The 20115-nt window shown below is 43.3% G+C and carries 15 protein-coding genes and 1 tRNA gene; 5 read left to right on the top strand and 11 right to left on the bottom strand.

Annotated elements, in window-relative coordinates; genetic code table 11:
* Nucleotides 1-5 precede the first annotated feature (5 nt).
* The 4 genes from KPY62_RS01240 to KPY62_RS01225 all read right to left on the bottom strand — a co-directional run bounded on the left by KPY62_RS01240 (nucleotide 6) and on the right by KPY62_RS01225 (nucleotide 6978).
* Nucleotides 6-1262, bottom strand: coding sequence for an MFS transporter (locus KPY62_RS01240; protein WP_228730705.1), 1257 nt, complete (start codon nucleotides 1260-1262; stop codon nucleotides 6-8).
* 14 nt (nucleotides 1263-1276) lie between these two features.
* The gene (locus tag KPY62_RS01235; protein ID WP_216580468.1) at nucleotides 1277-3082 is read right to left on the bottom strand and encodes an IucA/IucC family protein; all 1806 of its coding nucleotides are present in this window, start codon (nucleotides 3080-3082) and stop codon (nucleotides 1277-1279) included.
* A 68-nt stretch (nucleotides 3083-3150) separates the two neighbouring features.
* Nucleotides 3151-4386 (bottom strand): ATP-grasp domain-containing protein, encoded by a 1236-nt coding sequence (locus KPY62_RS01230; RefSeq protein ID WP_216580467.1) that lies wholly within the window; start codon nucleotides 4384-4386, stop codon nucleotides 3151-3153.
* A 381-nt stretch (nucleotides 4387-4767) separates the two neighbouring features.
* Nucleotides 4768-6978: a TonB-dependent siderophore receptor gene (locus tag KPY62_RS01225; RefSeq protein ID WP_324033699.1), complete on the bottom strand. Its 2211-nt coding sequence runs from the start codon at nucleotides 6976-6978 to the stop codon at nucleotides 4768-4770.
* Nucleotides 6979-7183: 205 nt separating this feature from the next.
* Here KPY62_RS01225 and KPY62_RS01220 point away from each other — a divergent pair, with 205 nt between their 5' ends.
* The 5 genes from KPY62_RS01220 to fecE all read left to right on the top strand — a co-directional run bounded on the left by KPY62_RS01220 (nucleotide 7184) and on the right by fecE (nucleotide 13430).
* Entirely contained in the window at nucleotides 7184-9271 is a 2088-nt protein-coding gene (locus KPY62_RS01220) for a TonB-dependent receptor (RefSeq protein ID WP_228730517.1), read from the top strand.
* 73 nt (nucleotides 9272-9344) lie between these two features.
* Nucleotides 9345-10436 carry an ABC transporter substrate-binding protein gene (locus KPY62_RS01215; RefSeq protein ID WP_216580465.1) on the top strand — a complete coding sequence of 364 codons (1092 nt, stop codon included), beginning with the start codon at nucleotides 9345-9347 and terminating at the stop codon, nucleotides 10434-10436.
* A 42-nt stretch (nucleotides 10437-10478) separates the two neighbouring features.
* A complete protein-coding gene (locus KPY62_RS01210; RefSeq protein ID WP_216580464.1) occupies nucleotides 10479-11555 on the top strand; it encodes a FecCD family ABC transporter permease in 1077 nt (358 codons plus the stop codon).
* Nucleotides 11556-11718: 163 nt separating this feature from the next.
* On the top strand, nucleotides 11719-12663 hold the full coding sequence (locus KPY62_RS01205) for a FecCD family ABC transporter permease (RefSeq protein WP_324033697.1): 945 nt from the start codon (nucleotides 11719-11721) through the stop codon (nucleotides 12661-12663).
* Nucleotides 12663-13430 carry a Fe(3+) dicitrate ABC transporter ATP-binding protein FecE gene (fecE, locus tag KPY62_RS01200; protein ID WP_216580462.1) on the top strand — a complete coding sequence of 256 codons (768 nt, stop codon included), beginning with the start codon at nucleotides 12663-12665 and terminating at the stop codon, nucleotides 13428-13430. The genes KPY62_RS01205 and fecE overlap by 1 nt, the downstream gene beginning before the upstream one ends.
* 575 nt (nucleotides 13431-14005) lie before the next feature.
* Here the strand turns inward: fecE and KPY62_RS01195 are convergent.
* From KPY62_RS01195 to KPY62_RS01165, 7 genes are all read right to left on the bottom strand, one after another.
* The gene (locus tag KPY62_RS01195; RefSeq protein WP_216580461.1) at nucleotides 14006-14161 is read right to left on the bottom strand and encodes a hypothetical protein; all 156 of its coding nucleotides are present in this window, start codon (nucleotides 14159-14161) and stop codon (nucleotides 14006-14008) included.
* A gap of 24 nt (nucleotides 14162-14185) precedes the next feature.
* A complete protein-coding gene (locus tag KPY62_RS01190) occupies nucleotides 14186-14659 on the bottom strand; it encodes a tyrosine-type recombinase/integrase (protein ID WP_416384044.1) in 474 nt (157 codons plus the stop codon).
* 141 nt (nucleotides 14660-14800) lie between these two features.
* A complete protein-coding gene (locus tag KPY62_RS01185; protein ID WP_216580459.1) occupies nucleotides 14801-14974 on the bottom strand; it encodes an Arm DNA-binding domain-containing protein in 174 nt (57 codons plus the stop codon).
* A 133-nt stretch (nucleotides 14975-15107) separates the two neighbouring features.
* Nucleotides 15108-15184: transfer RNA gene (locus KPY62_RS01180), tRNA-Ile, on the bottom strand.
* Between the two features lie 96 nt (nucleotides 15185-15280).
* Nucleotides 15281-16117, bottom strand: coding sequence for a pteridine reductase (locus KPY62_RS01175; protein WP_267459603.1), 837 nt, complete (start codon nucleotides 16115-16117; stop codon nucleotides 15281-15283).
* A complete protein-coding gene (locus tag KPY62_RS01170) occupies nucleotides 16114-17358 on the bottom strand; it encodes a tRNA nucleotidyltransferase (RefSeq protein ID WP_216580458.1) in 1245 nt (414 codons plus the stop codon). The genes KPY62_RS01175 and KPY62_RS01170 overlap by 4 nt, the downstream gene beginning before the upstream one ends.
* Before the next feature lie 168 nt (nucleotides 17359-17526).
* Nucleotides 17527-19833 carry an NADP-dependent malic enzyme gene (locus KPY62_RS01165; protein WP_216580457.1) on the bottom strand — a complete coding sequence of 769 codons (2307 nt, stop codon included), beginning with the start codon at nucleotides 19831-19833 and terminating at the stop codon, nucleotides 17527-17529.
* Between the last annotated feature and the right edge of the window lie 282 nt (nucleotides 19834-20115).

The raw sequence follows: 20115 nt of genomic DNA, 5'->3' as shown, positions 1-20115 counted from the left end.
TTTTTTTAGATGTTTTTAGAGTAAGTGTGGTTTTTAGCGTCTGTCGCGTGGCGTTGATACATTTTGATGGTTATTATCGCGATAACTGCCATCACTGCTGAGAGAATAAATGGAGAGAGCAGACCAAATATCGGTACGAATAAGGTGACCACCAATCCTGCTAGTACGCCGCCCCATTTTGATAGCGCATCGTATCTGGAGAATATTTTGCCGCTATGCTTAGACTGATTGGTATCCGCCATTTTTGTATGCAGGCTTTGGTAGCACATAAACATGCCTACGCCAAATAGCATCCTGGCTAACCAAATCAAGGGAAGATAATCCGTCAAATGCAGCAAGACTGCACCCGCCAATACCGCAAAACCAAGGTTGAGTGATGCTGCTGGCAGGCGATGGCTGATGCGTCCATATAGCAGCTGGCAGATCAGATACATCACATGAGGCATAGCATATAACTGTCCTATTTGAGAGGTGCTAAGCCCAAAAGTTTTGGCAAATGGCAAAAAGTATGGGAAAGTCGCTACCATACAGAATGCTAAGAAAAACTGTAGCACCGATATAAATAGATAAGGATTGGCAAAAAAAGTAGCGCCCGTTAGGCCTTGCGCTGATTGGTGCGCCTCTTTCTTATCGCTTTTGGCTTTGTCACTGCTTTTAGTTTCTGTAGATGCTTTTGGCAACGCAATAGTATTTGATTCTGTGACGATAGTGTCTGCTGAGACGACGTCTTTTTTGAGCCAACAGCTGAGTAATAATGCCAATAAAGGCAGTATGGCTAACACCCGATATAAACTTAACACCTCGTAATGGTATACCAAAAATCCCAGCCCAATCGGGGCGGTAATGAGGGCAAGCCGTGCTGAGAATTGAGTGAAATTCAAAACCTGTTTTAAGGCGTTCTTATCAGTAATACTAGTTGCTAAATACGCGTTTGAGGCTGCCATCGTCCCACCAAATAGCCCTTGAATACTTAGCCCTATGATGAGCTGCCATAAAGACTGAGAAAATCCGCATATTAAGAACCCTACTGCCAACCCTAGCTCCGCCCGTAACAGGGATGTCTTACGACCATACGTATCGGCGAAATGTCCCCAATACCTAGCAGCGACGGCAGTCATTAGGGCCGGTAGTATAAACAGCAAACCAACCCAGCCTGATTGCAATGGTGCATCCAGCTCTTGGAGCATGATTGGCAAAAACAAAGGCATCCCTAAGGCAGAAAACGCGGACATGTAGTGACAACATAGGACGATTGCCACCATAATTCGATAGCTCATTATGAATCCTGATTGAGTTGCTGCATAAGTTTTAAGGTATTGGGCGCTGATTTGCCATAAAACTTATTAATATCTGTCGCGCCAGACTCCTCTTTTGATAACAGACTGCCAGCACACAACAAGTATTTAATATACCAATGCTGGTTTTCTAATAAGACTTTCTGTGCAAGGTGGGTATCATAACCTCGTACAGAAAGACTATGTAATGTCGCATCAATACCGTCTGTTAAGATTTGATATGCGTCATTACGGTTGATGATGTCATGGTTGCTCATCATCTCAATAATCGCAACAATGTCTAGCTGGAGCGTAATGGTCAAAAACATCTGCGCCAACGCCAACTCATCCTCAACAACGATACGTTGGTCTTTAATATCTTTGATGTTATTAATAGCGTTGATATCTATCACATTGCTTAAACCAATTTGTGTCATGGCAGCGTTAAATCGTGGCGGATAAAGGCGCGCAGAATCATTGTCTTTCATAAGCAAGGTCATCGTGCAGCTATGTTGATCAAATACAATCACGGCATTTTGCTGATTGGCTTCTAACGCAATGCCATATTTGATCCATAGGATCAAATGGACATGGCATAACAGGGCAATGTACTCTTTTAACCAACGCCGACTATCACCATCATAAAAGATATCGATTAAGTGACTAATAAAAGGACGATCATCAGGCATGACACTGCCAAATGCTGCCACAGGTACAGGGGTTTTATCCGTTAAATTGATATCATCATAGCGCCTCACGATAAAGGCGAGGGTTTTATCATCGCCCATATGACCACCTAGGCTTTCATCGCAATGCGCGTAATACCCTTGCAGCGCGACATCCTTTTCTGCAATCAGCTGTAAGGTGCGTTGAAACCAGTAACCATCATAAATGGTTGAGGACTTAATTAAGCGTACGTTTTTATTGCCTAAGGTGCGGACGATGAGCGGTACTTTAATATGAATATTTGAGTCAGCACAGCACACTACCGTACGCACAGATAAGGTCGGTTGTACGCTTAGCGCAGACTTGGGTGCCAATATAAGTTGCCCAGTATCATCCTTGAGAGCATGTTGTTGCAGCAGCGGCAGCGTTAACGGATGTATGGGAAATAGATGGTGCGTCTGTTGGAGGTCAGGATTGAGACCGACATCTGCAAAACTTGGCCAAATATTAGGCAGCTTGGCGCTGACGGTACTTAGCGCTTTAGATATAGCAACCCAATATAGACTAAAGGTTGGCGCAAATTCTGGACTGTAAGCTGCGATGTCCGCTGCGTCCAGACCAAGCTTGGCGCGGGCAGTCGGATAGTAAGGGTGATCTAAATACGAGGCGACTTGATCGGCGTATAGCAAGCGCTCAGACCAACTTGGGTATTCATTAATATTGCGCACAAGCTGGCTATGCTGAGACTCAAACCCTTGGCGTGCTAACGCTCGGTGTTCGGTGGCACAATCAAGCTCAAGCAGATAGCTGTCAAGTGCGGTCTCAGAGGCACCTGACAATTGTTTGAGAATTGCGACAAAATCCTCATAGTCATGCTTGATAATGTAACCGTCTGAGTTTTTTTGAAGCCACACTGGGCTGGCAAGTTGCCAATATTGCATATAGTCACTGGCTATAATCGGCAACCAATTGGTTTGTTTGGGTGAGGTTATCTCTAACCACAACGTTTGCTGTTTTAACGTCTCTGGCAGATTAGGAATATCAAATTCTGTTTGGATAACTGCATTATCTGATAGCAGTCCATAGACATCTTCACGGATGCAGGTGTTAATAAAGCGTTCGGTAATATACTGCTTATCCATTATAAACTCTCGAAATATAACAAGTTAGAAGCTAAAAGTTGAATAGGTAAAAAGTGAGTAACAACGACTTACGATTCAAACTGCCACTGCAAATTTGCTATAGCATCATTTAGCACGTTATTCATAGTGTTGGCGCAATCAGAATAAGCCAGTAATCGGCTCAAATAGTCTTTATTAGAGTGGGTGATTTGAATGGTTTGATGCTGCTTTTTTAAAGGTTGATGGATGATGACTGTTTGTTGCTCTTGTTTATTAAATGGGCTGGGTGCCGCGCAAATAGTGCCTGATTGAGGGGCAGTAATGTAATGAATGCGTGCATGCGTACTGATGGCGAGCTGCCCGAACACTGCCTCTAACTCAGCAATGCTGACCCCTTGATGCAATCTAACGATGGTATCAAACCAAGGGTAGTGCGCCATACCATGTAATAAAAACTCTCTACCATCGCCGATGCTACGATAATTGATTTCAACCAAATGCACCTCGCCTTTAGGGGTAATAATAAACTCACTGTGACAGACGCCAAGCCCAACACCGATATCTTGCAGAATCGATAAACAGCGCTCACGGTACTGTAAACATAATGGCGTATTCCAAACCGCATCAAGCTCTACAAAATGTGGCGGTTCGGTCAATGTCACCTCAAAGCCGCCCACAGCCACCAAGCGCTCGCCATCTCCAAGTGTCTCTAACGTAATTAAGCTCCCAGCAATATAGGACTCAACCAAAATAGGCAGGGTCTTTGACTGCCAAAAATCTTGGCAATAGCTGAGTAGCTCATTTTTATCCATACAAAGCTGAACGTCCATGCTAGCGACACCTTGCTTGGGTTTGGCGACAATAGGAAAGCTGACGGCAAGATTATCAAGATATAAATTTTTGGTGCTTAGCAGCTGATAGTCGGCTTGATATAAGTGAGTAGAATGCAGTTGTTTTCTCATTAAGTATTTGTCTTTAAAGACCAAGCAGTGACGCCAGTCTTTACTAGGCAAATAGAAGAAGTCAGCGACGACAGCGGTTGCGGCTTGTAGATGGTCGCTATTGCTAAAAACCAGATTGGGCAGGATATGATGACTATTTAAGGTGTCAATGATCGCTAGAGGGTTAAACACATCGCATTCAAGGATACTGATTTGCGCCCCTAAAGGCGTCGCTATTAACGCATCCATATGCACCTCTTTGTGATCAGTTATGATAATCAATGGGCTATCAGGATTGTGTCTTAAGTTTAATAAGGCGGGGATAAAACCTTCAATAACTGCATCGTTGACCACATGAGTGATGAGAACGGCCGCATAGGACATAAAGCTTTCCTCTTATAATGAACTACCAATAAAAATAAGCATGACAATATTTTCTTGATCGTAATCATATTGATAATGAGAATCATTTACAAGTAAAATATGAAAATATTACGCAATTAGTGACGAAAATCTAGCAAGTTTTTTGAAAAGGGATTTGATGACGGGCAGCTCAGCCGCTTTCTATTACTAACATAGAGAGTGACTTTATTTCATAATGTGTTTTGCAATATGTTTCGTAATATGGTTTATAGTTAGTTGGCAAGAAGACAAAACTAATAAAAGCGCTAAGTAGGTATCACTGTTCTTTTAAAATAAAAGCAAATCTGAAATAGATTTGCTTTTATCATTTTGAGGCATTTAAGGATTAGAGTTTATTAAGCCCTAAAACTGATAGTTGAGCCCTAACTTGTATGAACGTCCGGGCGCAGGATAGCGACCAACTGGACTGGTATCGATACCTCGGAAATAATACTGTTCATCAAATAAATTATTAATACCGAACTGAACAGACAGTTTTTCGCTCTTCGTGTCTTGCAAAGTTTTTTGTAGATTCAAGTTCCAAACTTGATAGGCAGGTGTCTCCCCAATACCGCCGTCTTTGCTCTCCGCTACTGTATTGGCATTATCGGCATAGGCTTTGTCGTAGTAGACACCAGATAAGGTGGCGTTATAATCTTGATACTTATAACTGGCATGCCAGCCCAACTGATGCGGCGAGCTGTATGGCAATTGATTGCCTTTGTCTTTTCCTTCTTGCAGCGTGGCGTCTAGATAATTGTAGCTAAGACCAACATCTAGGTTTTTGAATGTTTTTGGACTATAAGTAATCGCAGTCTCTAAACCTTGATGTAGCGTACGGCCGACATTATCGAAGCTTTGATCGCGGCTATTCCATTGTAATTGGTCTTTAAAGTCTATGCGATACAGCCCCAAGTTGGCTTGCAGATTGTCGGTGGTATAGCGTGTACCTACTTCATAGTTCCATGCCAGCTCGCTACCTTCTTCACCGTTACCGCGAATATCAGCAATTTGCGGTGTTCTCAGAGATTTCTGCGCATTGGCATAAATCAGCCATAGATTATCATCCGATTTGTTTAAGGCATAAGATGTGGTGAGTCCAGGTAGCCATTCCGTAATGGTATTGTCTGTTTGCGTGTTATTGCCAGCATCATTAAACGACATTTTTGCATTTTCATAACGAATACCGGGGGTGATTTTTAGGCGCTCATCCAGAAAGCTCATTTCATCGCTAAGATAAGCGGCCCATGCATCCGTTTGTAGGTTCCAGTCACGGGGTGTGGTGGTCGTACCACCCGCAAGCTTGGTTTGGGTCAGTTTATAATCGATATCTTCATTGACGTAGCGTACGCCACTAATTAGGTGGTGTTTAGTGTTTTTAGTATCACCAAATTTAATAGAAAATTTCGGCTCTACGCCATAGACATTGAACTCACGAGGGGAGGTACGCAGGCTGTCGGCTGCAATAGCAGGGTCTGCCCAATGTACGCCTTGCTGGTTAGCTTGTGAATTAAACCCCCATTCAAAGTTACGAGTGGCATGATGTCCAAAAGTCGTCAGGTCTAAGACCGCTTGGTCGCCGATATCTAAGTAGTTTTTGTATTTAGCGTGCCAGCGCGTTGATTTGCCTTGATAGGCTTCGAATGGGCGCTGGCTCTGTTCGATATTTTGGTCATAAGCAGAAGGCGAGAGCGCACCTGGCATTTCTGTGTCAGCATCATAGTATTGCAAAAAACCTTCTAGTTCTTGATTGTCATCAATATACCAAAGGGCTTTCGCTTGCAAGTTGGTGACTTCAGTATCTGAGTGATCTCTAAAGCTATCACCTTTAATACTATTGGCTTCTAGCTGTACACCTAACTTGTCATTTAACCAGCGACTGTGCCGCGCGTATAAACTGGTCAACGGCTTACCATTTTTCTCAAATATAGTTAAATTGGTGCCAATCTCAGTTTGGGTGTCATTGGCAATAGGTTTGGTGATCAGGTTAATTACCCCACCGACATTATTTGGACCGTATTGAGTAGCAGCACCGCCGCGTACGATATCAATGCGTTCAAGATTATCAAGCGTTGCTGGAAAAATAGACTGACCAGTATGACCGTAAGGTGCCAAGGTTAAAGGAATGCCATCCATCAAAAATTGCGCTTGTCCACTGCGGCTGGCATGTAAACCACGAATGGAAATATTAGGCAACACACCCGTACCTGTTTCGTCATCAATTTTGACACCTGGGATAAACTGTAATGCACCATCAATCGAGTTACTCACGGTTTTTTTAATGAAATCGTTGTCAATCACCGTCCGATTTCCGGCAAATGCTTTTACCTCATTAGCACTAGAATTGCCTAATGTGTCCGCAGTAACTACGATTGGCGCTGCGATAAAAGAGGGTACTTGCATTGCTGCTTTATCGTTGGGATTGTCTGAGCTAATGACACTGCTTGTGGTAGCAGTATCTGAACGCGCCTCAATGCTCATTTTTTTGCCAACAGGCATCACTTCAGCACTACTTTGTTGATAAATACAAAGCATAGCAAGGCAAAGTGCAGAACGTTTAAAAATAATAACCATAATAATTCCAATTATTTAGCAGGTATCTATATCAGGTAAGGATGAATAATGTTACTAAAACGTTGCAATTATAAACATTAATGGTTATCATTTGCAAAATTATTATCATTCGTATGAATAGATTATTATAAATTTCGATTAATAACTATTGATACTAAACCGCTAACAACCCCGCTTATTAATTAAAAACTCTATGGACCTAACTATGTCTCACCATCAACCTAAGCGACTCGTGACTGCGGTTCGTGCCCAATTATTCCTAACCATGCTAACAACTGGTCTAATTATGGCGGTGAGTCAACAGGTTGTTGCTCAAGAGACCGCTATACAGCCATCAATCATACTGCCAACAACAACGCTTGCACCCATCGTGGTCACAGCCAAAAAATATGAAGGTTATGCCGCTTATGCCCCAATGTCAGGGACCAAGACGCAGACCGAGTGGTTGGATGTGCCGCAGTCAGTATCAGTAGTCACCAAGACAGAGCTAGAGGACAGGGGGGCGTTGCGTGTGATGGACGCTATGAAAGGCGTGGCTGGTTTGAACAATACGCTTGGTGAAGGCAGCCGAGATGAGTTTGTCATGCGCGGATTTAATGGTTTAAATGATGTGTATAGCGATGGTATGCGGGATGATGGCAAATTGCAGTCCTATCGTAGCCTTGCCAATGTCGAGCGCGTAGAAGTAGTCAAAGGTCCCGCAGGTGCATTATATGGTCGCGGCAGTGCTGGCGGCATTATTAATCTCGTTACTAAAAAAGCGGAAGGCGATGACTTTGATAAAGTGCAAGCACAAGTGGGTAGCGATGGCTTAGCGGTGGCGCGCATCGATAGCTCGCATAAATTATCAGATACTGTCAATGCGCGTATCAATGCCGAATATCGCCGTAGTGACTCATACGTCGATCATGTCGATTCAAACGATATCTTTATCGCACCAACAGTGCGCTGGCAACCGACTGACCAGCAAACGCTCGACTTCTCCCTTGATTTTATGCGCCAGCACCTTGTGCCTTATCGCGGTGTCCCTTCCAAAAATGGTAAGCCGGTTGACGTACCGTCTAATACCTTTTATGGCGGCACCAATGATTACCAAGATTCAGACACTTGGCATGCCAATGTCAATCATGAGTTCGATATAAATGAAAATGTTAAATGGACAAACCGCGCTTCATACAGCCATATCAACTTAGAGCAAAAAGGCACCCGTCAATCATCTGCTGATGTGGTCAATGATAAGGTTGAACGCACCGTCAATAATTTTGGTTATGATCCACGCACGACCAAGACGTTGCAGTCCGAGCTGGCTTGGAATCTTGATAATCATGAGCTGCTATTTGGTGCTGATTACAATGATATCGATATTGATTTAACCCTTGCGACCGACAAAAATGTACCGCCCACATCCGCAACCAACCCAAGTGCTGGCGCAACACCTAACCCAGGTTTTCCCGCATTTCGTAAAAATAGCACTCAAAGTGTTGGTGTCTTTGCCCAAGATGTCTATCATATTGGCGACTGGTCACTGGTGGGTAACGTCCGCTATGACAATATGCGCTTGAGTCAAAGCGCTAATGGTAAGGATAGTGAACTTAACGACGACAAATTCAGCTACCGCACAGGCGTCGTCTATAAGTTTAATGACGCCACCTCCGCTTATGCCACCGTAGCGCGTTCATGGCAGTTGCCTTATTCTGGAACGTTTATCAATCCAAAATTGGGCGCGCTTTATCAGACTGACCTAAAAGAGATTGGGGTTAAAACTTATCTAAATAATGACGATATTATGCTCAATGCTTCTCTCTATCGCATTGATAAAGAAGACCCAAAAACCAATGACAATCGCGAAGTGACGGATAAAGATGAGTTTCGTCATCAAGGGCTAGAGCTTGAGGCACGAGGTAAGCTACGTGATAACTGGGATGTGTCTGCAGGTTATAGCTATATTGATGCAGAAGATAAAAAAACGGGATTGACGCCAAACGATGTACCGAACCAAACGTTTTCATTATGGACCGCTTATCAACCTTCGGATCAATGGCGTATTGGCGGTGGTGTGAACTATATCAGTGATCGCTATGCCGGAGATGCAGAGGCAGTCGAGCTAGCGGGTTATACGACCGTAGATTTAATGACCGCCTATAGCATGGGCAAACATAACCTGCAGTTGAATCTAAATAACGCTCTAGATAAAGAATATGCGCTAGGGGCTACTAATGGCATCTCGGGCAAAAATCAAATTGGGCTTGGTGCGCCAAGAACGTGGCTGTTAACGTATAACTATGAGTTTTAACGAGCAAGTGTTAACGCCAAACTCTTATGTTCCTAGCGCTCGATCCATTTCATGATAGTAAGACAGGTTGTTTATGAATCAACGTCCAAAGCTCACGCTTATTTTACCCTTGCTGGTCATCGTATTGATTGTGGTTGGCGGTATTGTTTTTATTATGAATCAAAAAAACAATGCTACAGCAACGCCATCATTAAATGCTGATAATAGCGCATCACAATCTGCTGTTACTCAATCAAATGACAGTCGTGACATGAGCGACAATAATGGCGTGCTTCTGCTAACCGATGAAGAAATCAAAGTGCGTTTGCCCAATCTAAGTAACTATCCGAATGACCCGAAGCGTATTGTGGTTTTGGAATATTCATTTTTAGGGGATGCGTTAGCGCTAGGTCTTACGCCAGTTGGTATTGCCGATGATAATAAACCTGACAGTATTATTGCCGAATTTAGCAAACAACTCTCGGATTACACCTCTGTCGGTTCACGCTATCAGCCAAGCCTTGAAGCCATCGCCGATTTAAAACCTGATCTTATCATTGCTGATGATGAGCGCCATACAGTCATCGCTGATGAGCTTAATCGCATTGCACCTTCTGTTGTACTCAAAAGTCGCGGCGAGAGTTATGTAGATAATATCCAGACAGCGCAGTTGGTCGGGCATATCGTACATCAAGATCAAAAAATGTCGCAGGTTATTAATACGCATCTAAAAAAGATGGCAGATTTAAAGTCGCAATTAGCAATAACCCCACTTGCTAACCACAGCGTTCAGTTTGCGATTATCAGTGATAAAGGCATGTGGCTGCATGGCCCAAGCTCGTACGCTGGTAGTTTACTTACTCATCTGAATATCAAAAGCCCGATACCTGAGCAAACAAGCGAGGCGTATATCGCGACCAGTCTCGAGCAGTTATTAGCGGCTAATCCTGATTGGCTGTTAATTGGGCGTTATAACGAGCACACCATTTACGATGAATGGAAATCTTCACCTTTATTCAATCAGCTAACAGCGGTCAAAAAGAATCAGGTTATTGAAGTCGATCCCAATTACTGGGCGCTCAATCGCAGCATGCAGTCTGCTGAATACATGACAGCTGAGCTGCTTAAGATTGCATCGAGCCAAGGAAAAGAAAGTTCAAGTTCTTCTGTAGAAGAGCCGAATTAATGAGTGATCGTACTACTGTCTTTTTAAAGCAGGGCGGCTTTTATGGTTGAAACGAAACTGAGCCATTCATCTTCTATCTCACTTAAACCTTCTATTGTAAAGCGCCCGATAACACGGGCGCTATTGTGGTGCGGGCTATTAGTCATTTTACTGATTGGCTGCTGGCAAGGATTAACGGCGTATTCAAAATTTTCACTGTCATTAACGGATTTAATGTCCTTATTGATGCAGCATAATGGTCAAGCGTCGCTAACCGCGCAATTATTAATAGAAATCCGTCTGCCGCGCGTGCTCGTGGCTATTATAGTCGGTGCTAATTTGGCGGTAGCTGGACTGCTGATGCAGGTGATGACGCGAAATTCACTGGCGTCTCCTGCGGTATTGGGTATCAATGCAGGGGCAGCGTGTGTGGTTGCTTTATCCTCTATTGGTTTGGGATTTACCTTTTTAACCTCGACCTTTTTGCAAGCGATGGTCGGCGCAGTTCTTTCTTGCGCCCTCGTTGCAGGATTGGCAGGTTACTTTTCTGGTCGTCCGGTGCATCCTGTCCGTCTTATTTTATCGGGCGTGGCTATTAATGCGTTGCTTGTCGGTCTGACGCGAGCGGCGCTGATTACCACGGATGAGCAGGCGTATGGGGTATTGTATTGGCTAGCTGGCTCTATTGCCAATACGCGCTGGGAGTCTATTCCTATGCTTGCAATTATATCGCTGCTGACCTTGTGTTATGGCTGGTGGCTATCACCTAAATTAAATGTCTTGGTGCTGGGCGATGAGGTGGCGAGCAGTCTTGGGATAAACTTGCGAGCATTGCAATGGTCGTGCGGGGCATTGATTACTATATTAACGGCGGTCAGTGTGGCGGTAGCAGGTCCCATTGCGTTTGTAGGTTTGATTGTCCCACATGTTGCTAAGCGTTTATTAAAACAAGTGTCGAATATGGCTTATGAGCAGCTTTTACCATTATCCATGCTGCTTGGCAGTATATTGATGGTATGGGCAGATGTCTTATCACGGGCGGTTGCGTATCCCGCAGAGACACCAGTAGGCTTATTAACAGCACTGATTGGAACGCCAGTTTTTATCGCGCTGGCATGTAGACGACGACTCGATAGTTAATCAAGACCGCTAATTTTGTGCTTATCTTAACTAAAGGCGATTCAATATTTTATCAAGCAATAAAAGTAAGCAACAAATGACAATAAGAACCAACGCTTCTGCATCGCTCTTACACTCATTATTTGCTCGTAAATCAGCAAGTAGGGCGGTGGGACTAATTATAGTGCTGCTATTTATACTAAGTATTAGCAGTATATTCTTTGGTGCCAGTGAATTAACGCTAGGACAAATCTGGCAGCATTTACAGCAAGGATTTAGCGGTGACAAAGATTTTATTGTCTGGCAGCATCGATTGCCGCGCACGCTATTGGCCATATTGGTGGGCGCAAGTCTTGGTCTGTCAGGCTCTTTAGTACAAGGGGTCATTCGCAACCCGTTAGCATCACCTGACTTAATGGGTATCAGTGCTGGCGCAGGGTTCTGCGCGACTTTGTTATTGGTTATGCTTCCTGCCGCCCCAACGTGGTGGATATCTGTCGCAGCCTTACTTGGCGGCTTATTGGCGTTTTGTTTTATTATTCTATTGGCACAAATATCTCAGCCTACGCCAGCACGCTTGGCACTGATTGGCGTCGCCATTAGTGCCTTTTTAGCCAGCGGGATTAATTTTTTACTGGTGATTTATCCGGTTGAAATTAACACTGCGATGATTTGGTTAACGGGTAGTTTATGGGGACGCAGCTGGCAACATATTCCAATGTTAACGATAATATTTGCTGTATTGATGGTCATCAGTATGTATTTAGCGTGGCATTTGGATGTGCTAGGGCTTGGTGAGGAGACAGCGTATCATCTTGGTGTATCAGTAAAATCCCTAGAATTTAACACGTTATTAGTCGCGGTCGTTATTGCTAGTTTGGCGGTATCGGTGGCAGGAACAGTCAGTTTTATTGGTTTACTCGCGCCGCATATCGCACGATTGCTCTTTGGGCATCAGCACCGCATCTTACTACCAGCGTCGGCGCTAATAGGCGCTATCATTTTAGTCACCGCAGAAGTATTGGCACGCAGTCTATTTGCGCCTATTGAATTACCAGCTGGCGTTTTAACCTCGGTGATTGGTGCGCCGTATTTTATCTTTTTGCTATCGCGCTATAAGGGGTGGTGATGCTATCAGTGAATGAACTTCAGCTTGGCTACCATGATGGTCAACGTATTATCAAAAATCTGTCACTTGAGTTGCCAGAAAATAAAGTCATTGGACTCATTGGTCCAAATGGTTGCGGAAAATCGACACTATTAAAAGGTTTATGCCGCTTGATTCAACCGCAATCGGGCAGTATTTTACTTAGAAAACAAAATATGGCACAGTTAAATAATCGGCAAATTGCCCGTCAGATATCGGTATTACCACAAGTGCAGACCAATCCTGAAGGCTTGAGTGTCAGACAGTTGGTTGAATATGGTAGGACGCCTTATGTCTCGCATTGGGGTAAGCTGAGTGCTATAGATAACCAGATAGTAGATAGCGTTATGGACGAGATGTCCATTGTTTCTTTGGCTGATACGCCACTCGAAGCTTTGTCAGGCGGACAACAGCAGCGCGCTTGGATTGCGATGATTTTAGCGCAGGACACTGATATTATTATGCTCGATGAACCTACCACTTATCTAGATATCTCCTATCAAATAGAGCTGATGCGGCTCATTCGGGCATTAAAAGACAAGGGCAAAAGCATTATCGTTGTGCTACATGATCTTAACCAAGCGGCGAGATATTGTGATGTGTTAGTGGTACTGAAATCAGGCGAACTGCAAATTATGGGCAGCCCTCATGAGGTGATGACGGAGGGGATGCTTGCTGACATATTCGATGTGCAAGTTAAAATGATTACCGACCCTGTCGCCGGTTCGCCGATGTGTGTGTATTTATAGCACACCTGTATTATCGATTAACTTGATGGAAGTTGTTCTTAATTATTTTAAACGGCTATAACTTAATTATATTAGTTAAATAATAAAAGTTCTTTATTAAAATCAAATCCTAATATTAACAACATAACCTAAGAAAAGTGAATTTCATACCTCAGTCTTCTACACTATAGTCAGTCCTAAATAAAAGAAATACAAACGTTATAAGGCGCTACTGGTATTAATTTTTATTGTTTGCTGTGCCTACGCAGACAGGGGCTGAGAACAATTATCACCAGTAGCACTGTATTCTTTTAAAAGTGGATCCACTATATATAAACAATAGCATTTAGGGTCTTTTCGAATCATCAGAGTAAAATAAGTCCATGGCATATGAAGATCTTAATGATCTTCCGGACACTATAGTATTGGGTTGTTTACCACCCAACAAGTTATAGTTTAGATTAATATTTGATCTACTTTAGCATTAAATCATTCCTCGCTATCGATATTAATTTCAAAAACAACCCCTAATAAAAATAAACAGTAAATAAAAATTCTTTAAAATTACAATCTTCTAAGTTAATGTTTATGGCTTCTTAAGCATAGCTCACGTTAATAAAAGCATTTTGGCTGTAAGGTTTGCGAGTTGAAGGGTTGTAGAATACATACTGCTCTGAAAAATTCAGCTCTTTAATTTGTTGTAATATATCTATTACCTGTGGTGCAAGAGGCGCAATGTGCGGCTTATCCATTTTCATTTTGTCCGCGGGTATGCGTCAAGTATTATCGTTCCAGTCAATTTCTGCCCATTCCATGAACCTAAGTTCATTGGTACGCACGAACGTGTAGCATAGGAACCATAGACCTAATTTGACTGTGATATGGCCAGTATAGTTATCAATGTCACTTGAAAGCTTAGGCAGTTCTTTTGAAGAAATACGGCTATGATTTTTAGTTTTATGCGGTTTAATAGCCGCGAATAGATCAGATGCAGGATTGTATGTAGCTAAACCAGTTTTTATAGCGTGTTTAAATATTTGGCCCACTTCTGCCATGATGCGTCGCGCCATTTCATTAGCACCACGGGCCTCAATATTTTTAACAATCTTCAAAATATCAGGCGATGTAATGTCATCGATTAGTTTATAGCCGATAACTGGTTTAACGTCAAACATGTAGGCTGAATAGTTACGACTAAACGTACTGGTGGCTAAAAATGTTTTACGATCTGCATACCACGCTTGAGCAATGGTATCAAAAAGTCTTGACCCATCTTGTTCTGCGATTTTTTCTTTCTTCTTATCTTTTGGGTTAATATTTTCGTGAATCAGTTGCTTTACTTCTAGGTTACGTTGGCGTGCTTACTGCAGTGTGATTACGGGGTATTTACCTCAGGTGAGCGACTGCTGCTTACCCTGCCAGCGATAAGCGCTGATCCAGACTTTGTTATCTGTATGTCTTACCCATAGTTGGAGACCATCGCCATCACTGTGCTTATCAGGGTGGCTGAGGGTGCATTTTTCGCTTGGGGTTAGTTTGTTGATAATAGTATGAGTTAATGGCATGTTGGTATAATCTATGCCAACAAATATACCAATATTCTATATGGTTCGCCATACACCGAGGTATTCTTAAATCTTGTGAAACCCCATAAAAAAAGGCTTGCCGCATCGCTGCGAACAAGCCTGATTCAATATGTGGTGGGCCCAGTAGGACTTGAACCTACGACCAAAGGATTATGAGTCCTCTGCTCTAACCAACTGAGCTATGGGCCCTAACGTCAGACGGCTAATGATACCTGATTTTTTCAACTTTTCAAGTAAAAGATACGCTCTAAGGCAATATTATTAGATAATAACTGATTTTTTAGCTTAACCGCCTGCTAGAGTCAAACTACGACCCCCATCGACGTTAATGATATGCCCAGTAATATAGCCGGCTTGTGCCAAAAAAAGCACGCTCTGGGCAATATCTGCTGGGCTACCGATACGTTGCAGAGGGATAGAGGCGATGATATGAGGTTGCTGAGTTTTATCAAGCGCTTGATCACTATTGGCATCCGGTAGGATATTGACTCCAGGAGCTACGCCATTGACTCTGACCAAAGGAGCTAGTTCTAATGCTAGCGACTGTACCATCATGTGTTGAGCCGCCTTAGCCATGTTGTATAGGCTGTAACCATTAAAGGGCTTGTCATGCGCATGAATGTCTAACAGACTGATAATGCAGCCTTGCTGAGCCTGCAGGTAGGGCAGTAGTGCTTGACTGAGTAATAAAGGCGCTTTGGCATTAGTTAAAAACAGCTCATCCCAGTGCTGAGCATCGATAGTAGCGATAGGGGTCGGATAAAACCGTGATGCATTATGTACTAGCACATCCAACTGTCCAAAAGCTGCAATCACTGTTTGGCTAAATTCGCTTAAGCTAACAGAGTCATTGACTAGTGCTAAGTCGGCAACTAGTACTAGGGCGCTATCAGTACGCTGCTGATTGAGCTTGCCAGCTAAGACGTCGGCTGCTGCTCGGCTGCTATTACAGTGAATGATAACTCGATAGCCTTCAGCGTGGGCAGCTTGCACAATAGATGCACCAATGCGTTTAGCGCTACCAGTAACTAGCATCACTGCTGCATTATCAGCGTGGTTTACAGGAGGCTGACGATGAGCCGCCCCATTGTCATAAGGCGTTAGTGGCTCTATAAGACTCATAGCGACGTCTGACTGCTTGCTGCTTGTAAGTGTTCAATACGGGTTTGGCGTAACGCCGCACCAATAGCAGCGCCCTTAAGCTGTGGGTCTATACTGTCCATAGTGATCGCATGAAAGCTATTGACGGCTAGCATAGTTTGTCGATGTTGCTGTGCCAGCTGTAGCAGTTGGCTAGTGACTAATAATTGTGAGAGCTTATTAGGGTCTTTATGCGCACTACAAGCTTGAATCAGATCAATTTTTTCAGCGGCGCTTAGCTGGTTAATGATGGCTAGTTTGTGTGCTTGTTGCACGAATAGACTAGCGAATTGGGTCTGGGCTTTAGGTACTTTAGCACTATCACTAGTGTGGATAATATCAGTTACAGCTTTGGCAGTAGCAGCATAACTTTCACGCTTATTTTCACTATTGCTAAGGTCATTATCTTGTTTAGCATTGTAGTCATTAATGGTAGCGAATAAGGAGGGATCAACACTCGCCATTAATAGTGCCCAACGCTGAGACAAGTTCAATTGCATCTGCCCAGCAAAGTATAAGGCAGTTTGAACCGTTTCGCGGATATGAGTGTGACTCCAAGCTTGCTGTAAAGGCGCAAAATAATCAACCAAAGCGCCAATATCGAACAGTTGTTGCCAGTAGACTTGGGGTGAGTCTTGCATCGTAGCGCGACTAGACTCTTGCCAAATTCGCTCTGCGCTTAAATGCGTAAGCTCGCCTGAGCTGACCAGTTGGGTCATTAATTCTAGCGTTTCATCGGCTATGGTAAAGCCTAAGTCGTAATAGCGGCTATAAAAGCGCGCTGTCCTAAGTACTCGTAGCGGATCTTCACTAAAAGCCTCTGAAACATGGCGTAAAGTCTTAGTAGCCATATCTTCTAGACCGCCATAGTAATCAACCACTGTATCAGTGATAGGGGTGTCGTCAGCTAAGCTAGTCACTTCAATGGCCATAGCATTAACCGTCAGATCACGACGCTGCAAATCCTCCTTTAGCGTAACTTCACTGCTGGCATGCACCTTAAAACCCTGATAGCCATGACCTTGTTTACGCTCAGTACGGGCTAGCGCATACTCTTCATGAGTAACTGGGTGCAAAAATACTGGAAAGTCAGCACCGACTTGTTGAAACCCTGCTGTCAACATTGCGGCTACTGTTGTCCCTACTACTACAAAGTCTTTGTCCTTTATTGGGCGTCCTAATAGCTGATCACGTACCGCACCACCAACCAGATAAACTTGCATCTCAACCTCTTGTCATTGGGTTTTAAAATAAATAACAAATAGTAAGCAAAAAAAAGCCAACCAACGGCATCAAGTATAATGACGTTGACTGGCTTTATTATAACAGACAGCTAAGGTTTAAAACGCTAGCTGCTTTTGAGCCTATAAATTATGACTATCTAACAACTACTATTGCTGTTCGTTTTCTAAGTCTTGAGCTTCCGTTACAGCAAGTGCAGTCATATTGACGATACGGCGAGCGGTTGCTGAAGGGGTTAAGATATGCACCGGCTTGTTTGCACCTAATAGGATAGGGCCAATAGAGGTGCTATTGGTTGCTGTTTTGAGTAAGTTAAAGGCAATGTTTGCTGCATCTAAAGTTGGCAAGATGAGTAAGTTTGCCGCACCCTTAAATCTAGTTGATGGGAAATCTTCTAGACGGATGTGCTCATTTAAGGCGGCATCGCCTTGCATTTCGCCATCAAACTCAAAGTCCACTTTCATGTCTAATAACAATTGGAATACTTTGCGCATTTTTACCGCACTAGCTCGGTTTGAAGTACCATAGCTGGAGTGTGATACTAAAGCAACTCGTGGGACAATCCCGAAGCGATGCAGCTGATTGGCAGCCAATACAGTCATTTCAGCCAATTGCTCAGCAGTAGGATCTTCATGGATATAAGTATCAGCAATAAAGATATTACGGTCTTGCATCAATACGGCGTTCATCGCATAAAAGTCTTTGACGCCTTGTTTTTTGCCAATAACGCTTTCAACATATTGTAGATGTAGCTGATAATGGCTAAAGGTACCACAAATCATGCCATCAGCATCGCCATTTTCTACTAGTAAAGCCCCGATAAGAGAAGTCTTACGACGCACATCACGACGAGCCAGTTCGATACTGACACCACGACGCTTATTTTGCTCGTAGTAACGCTGCCAGTAGTCTTTATAGCGCTCATCATCATCGATATTGACGATAGTAATGTTACCACCATCTTTTAGACGCAGACCTAGACGCTTGATATTGTTTTCGATAATCGCTGGACGACCGATTAAAATAGGTTGTGCCAATTTTTCATCGACGACAACTTGTACAGCAAGCAGAACGTTATTATCTTCGCCTTCACAGTACACAATACGTTTAGGGCCAGATTTAGCGCGAGCAAAAACAGGCTTCATGACGAATGCTGAGTTATAGACAAACTCAGATAGACGCTGACGATAGGCTTGCATGTCCTCAATTGGTAGCGTCGCTACACCTGAATCCATAGCGGCTTGAGCGACAGCAGAGGCAATCTCGATGATTAAGTTTGGCTCTAGAGGTCCTGGAATTAGATATTCACGACCGAAGCTCTTAACCGTCTCGAGGCTTTTGACGTTGGCTGTTGGCGTAGCTTCGACATGGGCCATAGCAGCGATTGCAAGGACACAAGCGATTTTCATCTCTTCGTTAACTGTAGTTGCACCGACATCTAGCGCACCACGGAAAATATAAGGGAAGCACAATGCATTGTTAACTTGGTTAGGATAATCCGAGCGACCAGTAGCCATGATAACGTCAGGACGAACGGCATGTGCTTCTTCTGGCATAATCTCTGGTGTTGGATTGGCAAGAGCAAAGATGATAGGATCTTTTGCCATGCGGCGAACCATATCAGCAGTAATAGTTCCTGGCATAGATAAACCTAAGAACATATCGACATCGTCCATGATCTCATCGATGTTAGTAGCCTGAGTATCACGAGCGTACCGCTGCTTAGTTTCGTCTAAGTTTTCACGACTAGTCGTGATGATGCCACGAGAGTCAGAGACATATAAGTTCTCTTTGTTGACCCCAAGGGCACAAATAATATCTAGGCAAGAGATAGCGGCAGCACCGGCACCAGAACAAACGATTTTGATATCTTCGATTTTTTTATCGATAAGAGTCAAAGCGTTGAGCATAGCCGCAGCAACAATGATAGAAGTACCATGCTGGTCATCATGGAATACTGGAATATTCATGCGCTTACGTAATTCGCGCTCAATTTTAAAACATTCTGGCGCTTTGATATCTTCTAAGTTGATACCACCAAAGGTCGGCTCAAGAGCGGCAACCGCTTCGATAAATTTGTCAGGATCATTCTGTGCTATTTCTAGATCGAAAACATCGATACCAGCGAACTTTTTGAATAATACGCCTTTACCTTCCATGACTGGCTTAGAAGCCAATGGTCCAATATTACCTAGACCAAGCACAGCAGTACCGTTAGTGATAACACCAACTAGGTTAGCACGAGCGGTATATCTAGCGGCTAGTTTTGGATCTCTTTCAATCTCTAGACAAGGTACTGCCACCCCTGGTGAATAAGCCAAGGCTAGATCACGTTGGTTAGCTAATTGCTTGATAGGGGTGACTGAAATTTTACCCGGTCTTGGAAACTCATGATAATGGAGCGCCGCTTGTTCAAATTGTTCTTTGTCGGTATTTAGATGATTATCGTCATTCATAGTAGTTGCCATTGTTAAAATAAATTAAGGTGGAAATGAAGTAAGCCTAGCTGTCATAGTCAGTTAACAGTTGTAGCGAGCTAACCTTTATAAATAATTACTGCAATGAGCGGATGATGAAATAATGAGGCTAAAACATACTAGAAGCGCGTCATAAACAAGTAGGACGCCGAAAAAATAACTATTCTAGCATTATTGTCAAATCAGTCTAGCATTATTGTCAAGTCAGTGACTAGTCGACGATAAAATAAGATGCAACTTATATTGATCAACTTATCACTA

It is taken from the genome of Psychrobacter sp. TAE2020, from assembly GCF_018919485.1.
Classification (GTDB): Bacteria; Pseudomonadota; Gammaproteobacteria; order Pseudomonadales; family Moraxellaceae; genus Psychrobacter.
Note: the sequence above shows the minus strand (reverse complement) of the source record. Positions and strands in the feature narration are given on the sequence as shown.

Coding starts and splice junctions, on each gene's coding strand:
- KPY62_RS01175 (WP_267459603.1), bottom strand. CDS start 16,117: ATGAGTCTTATAGAGCCACTAACGCCTTATGACAATGGGGCGGCTCAT.
- KPY62_RS01225 (WP_324033699.1), bottom strand. CDS start 6,978: ATGGTTATTATTTTTAAACGTTCTGCACTTTGCCTTGCTATGCTTTGT.
- KPY62_RS01195 (WP_216580461.1), bottom strand. CDS start 14,161: ATGGATAAGCCGCACATTGCGCCTCTTGCACCACAGGTAATAGATATA.
- KPY62_RS01220 (WP_228730517.1), top strand. CDS start 7,184: ATGTCTCACCATCAACCTAAGCGACTCGTGACTGCGGTTCGTGCCCAA.
- KPY62_RS01210 (WP_216580464.1), top strand. CDS start 10,479: ATGGTTGAAACGAAACTGAGCCATTCATCTTCTATCTCACTTAAACCT.
- KPY62_RS01235 (WP_216580468.1), bottom strand. CDS start 3,082: ATGGATAAGCAGTATATTACCGAACGCTTTATTAACACCTGCATCCGT.
- KPY62_RS01185 (WP_216580459.1), bottom strand. CDS start 14,974: ATGCCATTAACTCATACTATTATCAACAAACTAACCCCAAGCGAAAAA.
- KPY62_RS01170 (WP_216580458.1), bottom strand. CDS start 17,358: ATGCAAGTTTATCTGGTTGGTGGTGCGGTACGTGATCAGCTATTAGGA.
- fecE (WP_216580462.1), top strand. CDS start 12,663: ATGCTATCAGTGAATGAACTTCAGCTTGGCTACCATGATGGTCAACGT.
- KPY62_RS01215 (WP_216580465.1), top strand. CDS start 9,345: ATGAATCAACGTCCAAAGCTCACGCTTATTTTACCCTTGCTGGTCATC.
- KPY62_RS01165 (WP_216580457.1), bottom strand. CDS start 19,833: ATGAATGACGATAATCATCTAAATACCGACAAAGAACAATTTGAACAA.
- KPY62_RS01230 (WP_216580467.1), bottom strand. CDS start 4,386: ATGTCCTATGCGGCCGTTCTCATCACTCATGTGGTCAACGATGCAGTT.
- KPY62_RS01240 (WP_228730705.1), bottom strand. CDS start 1,262: ATGGTGGCAATCGTCCTATGTTGTCACTACATGTCCGCGTTTTCTGCC.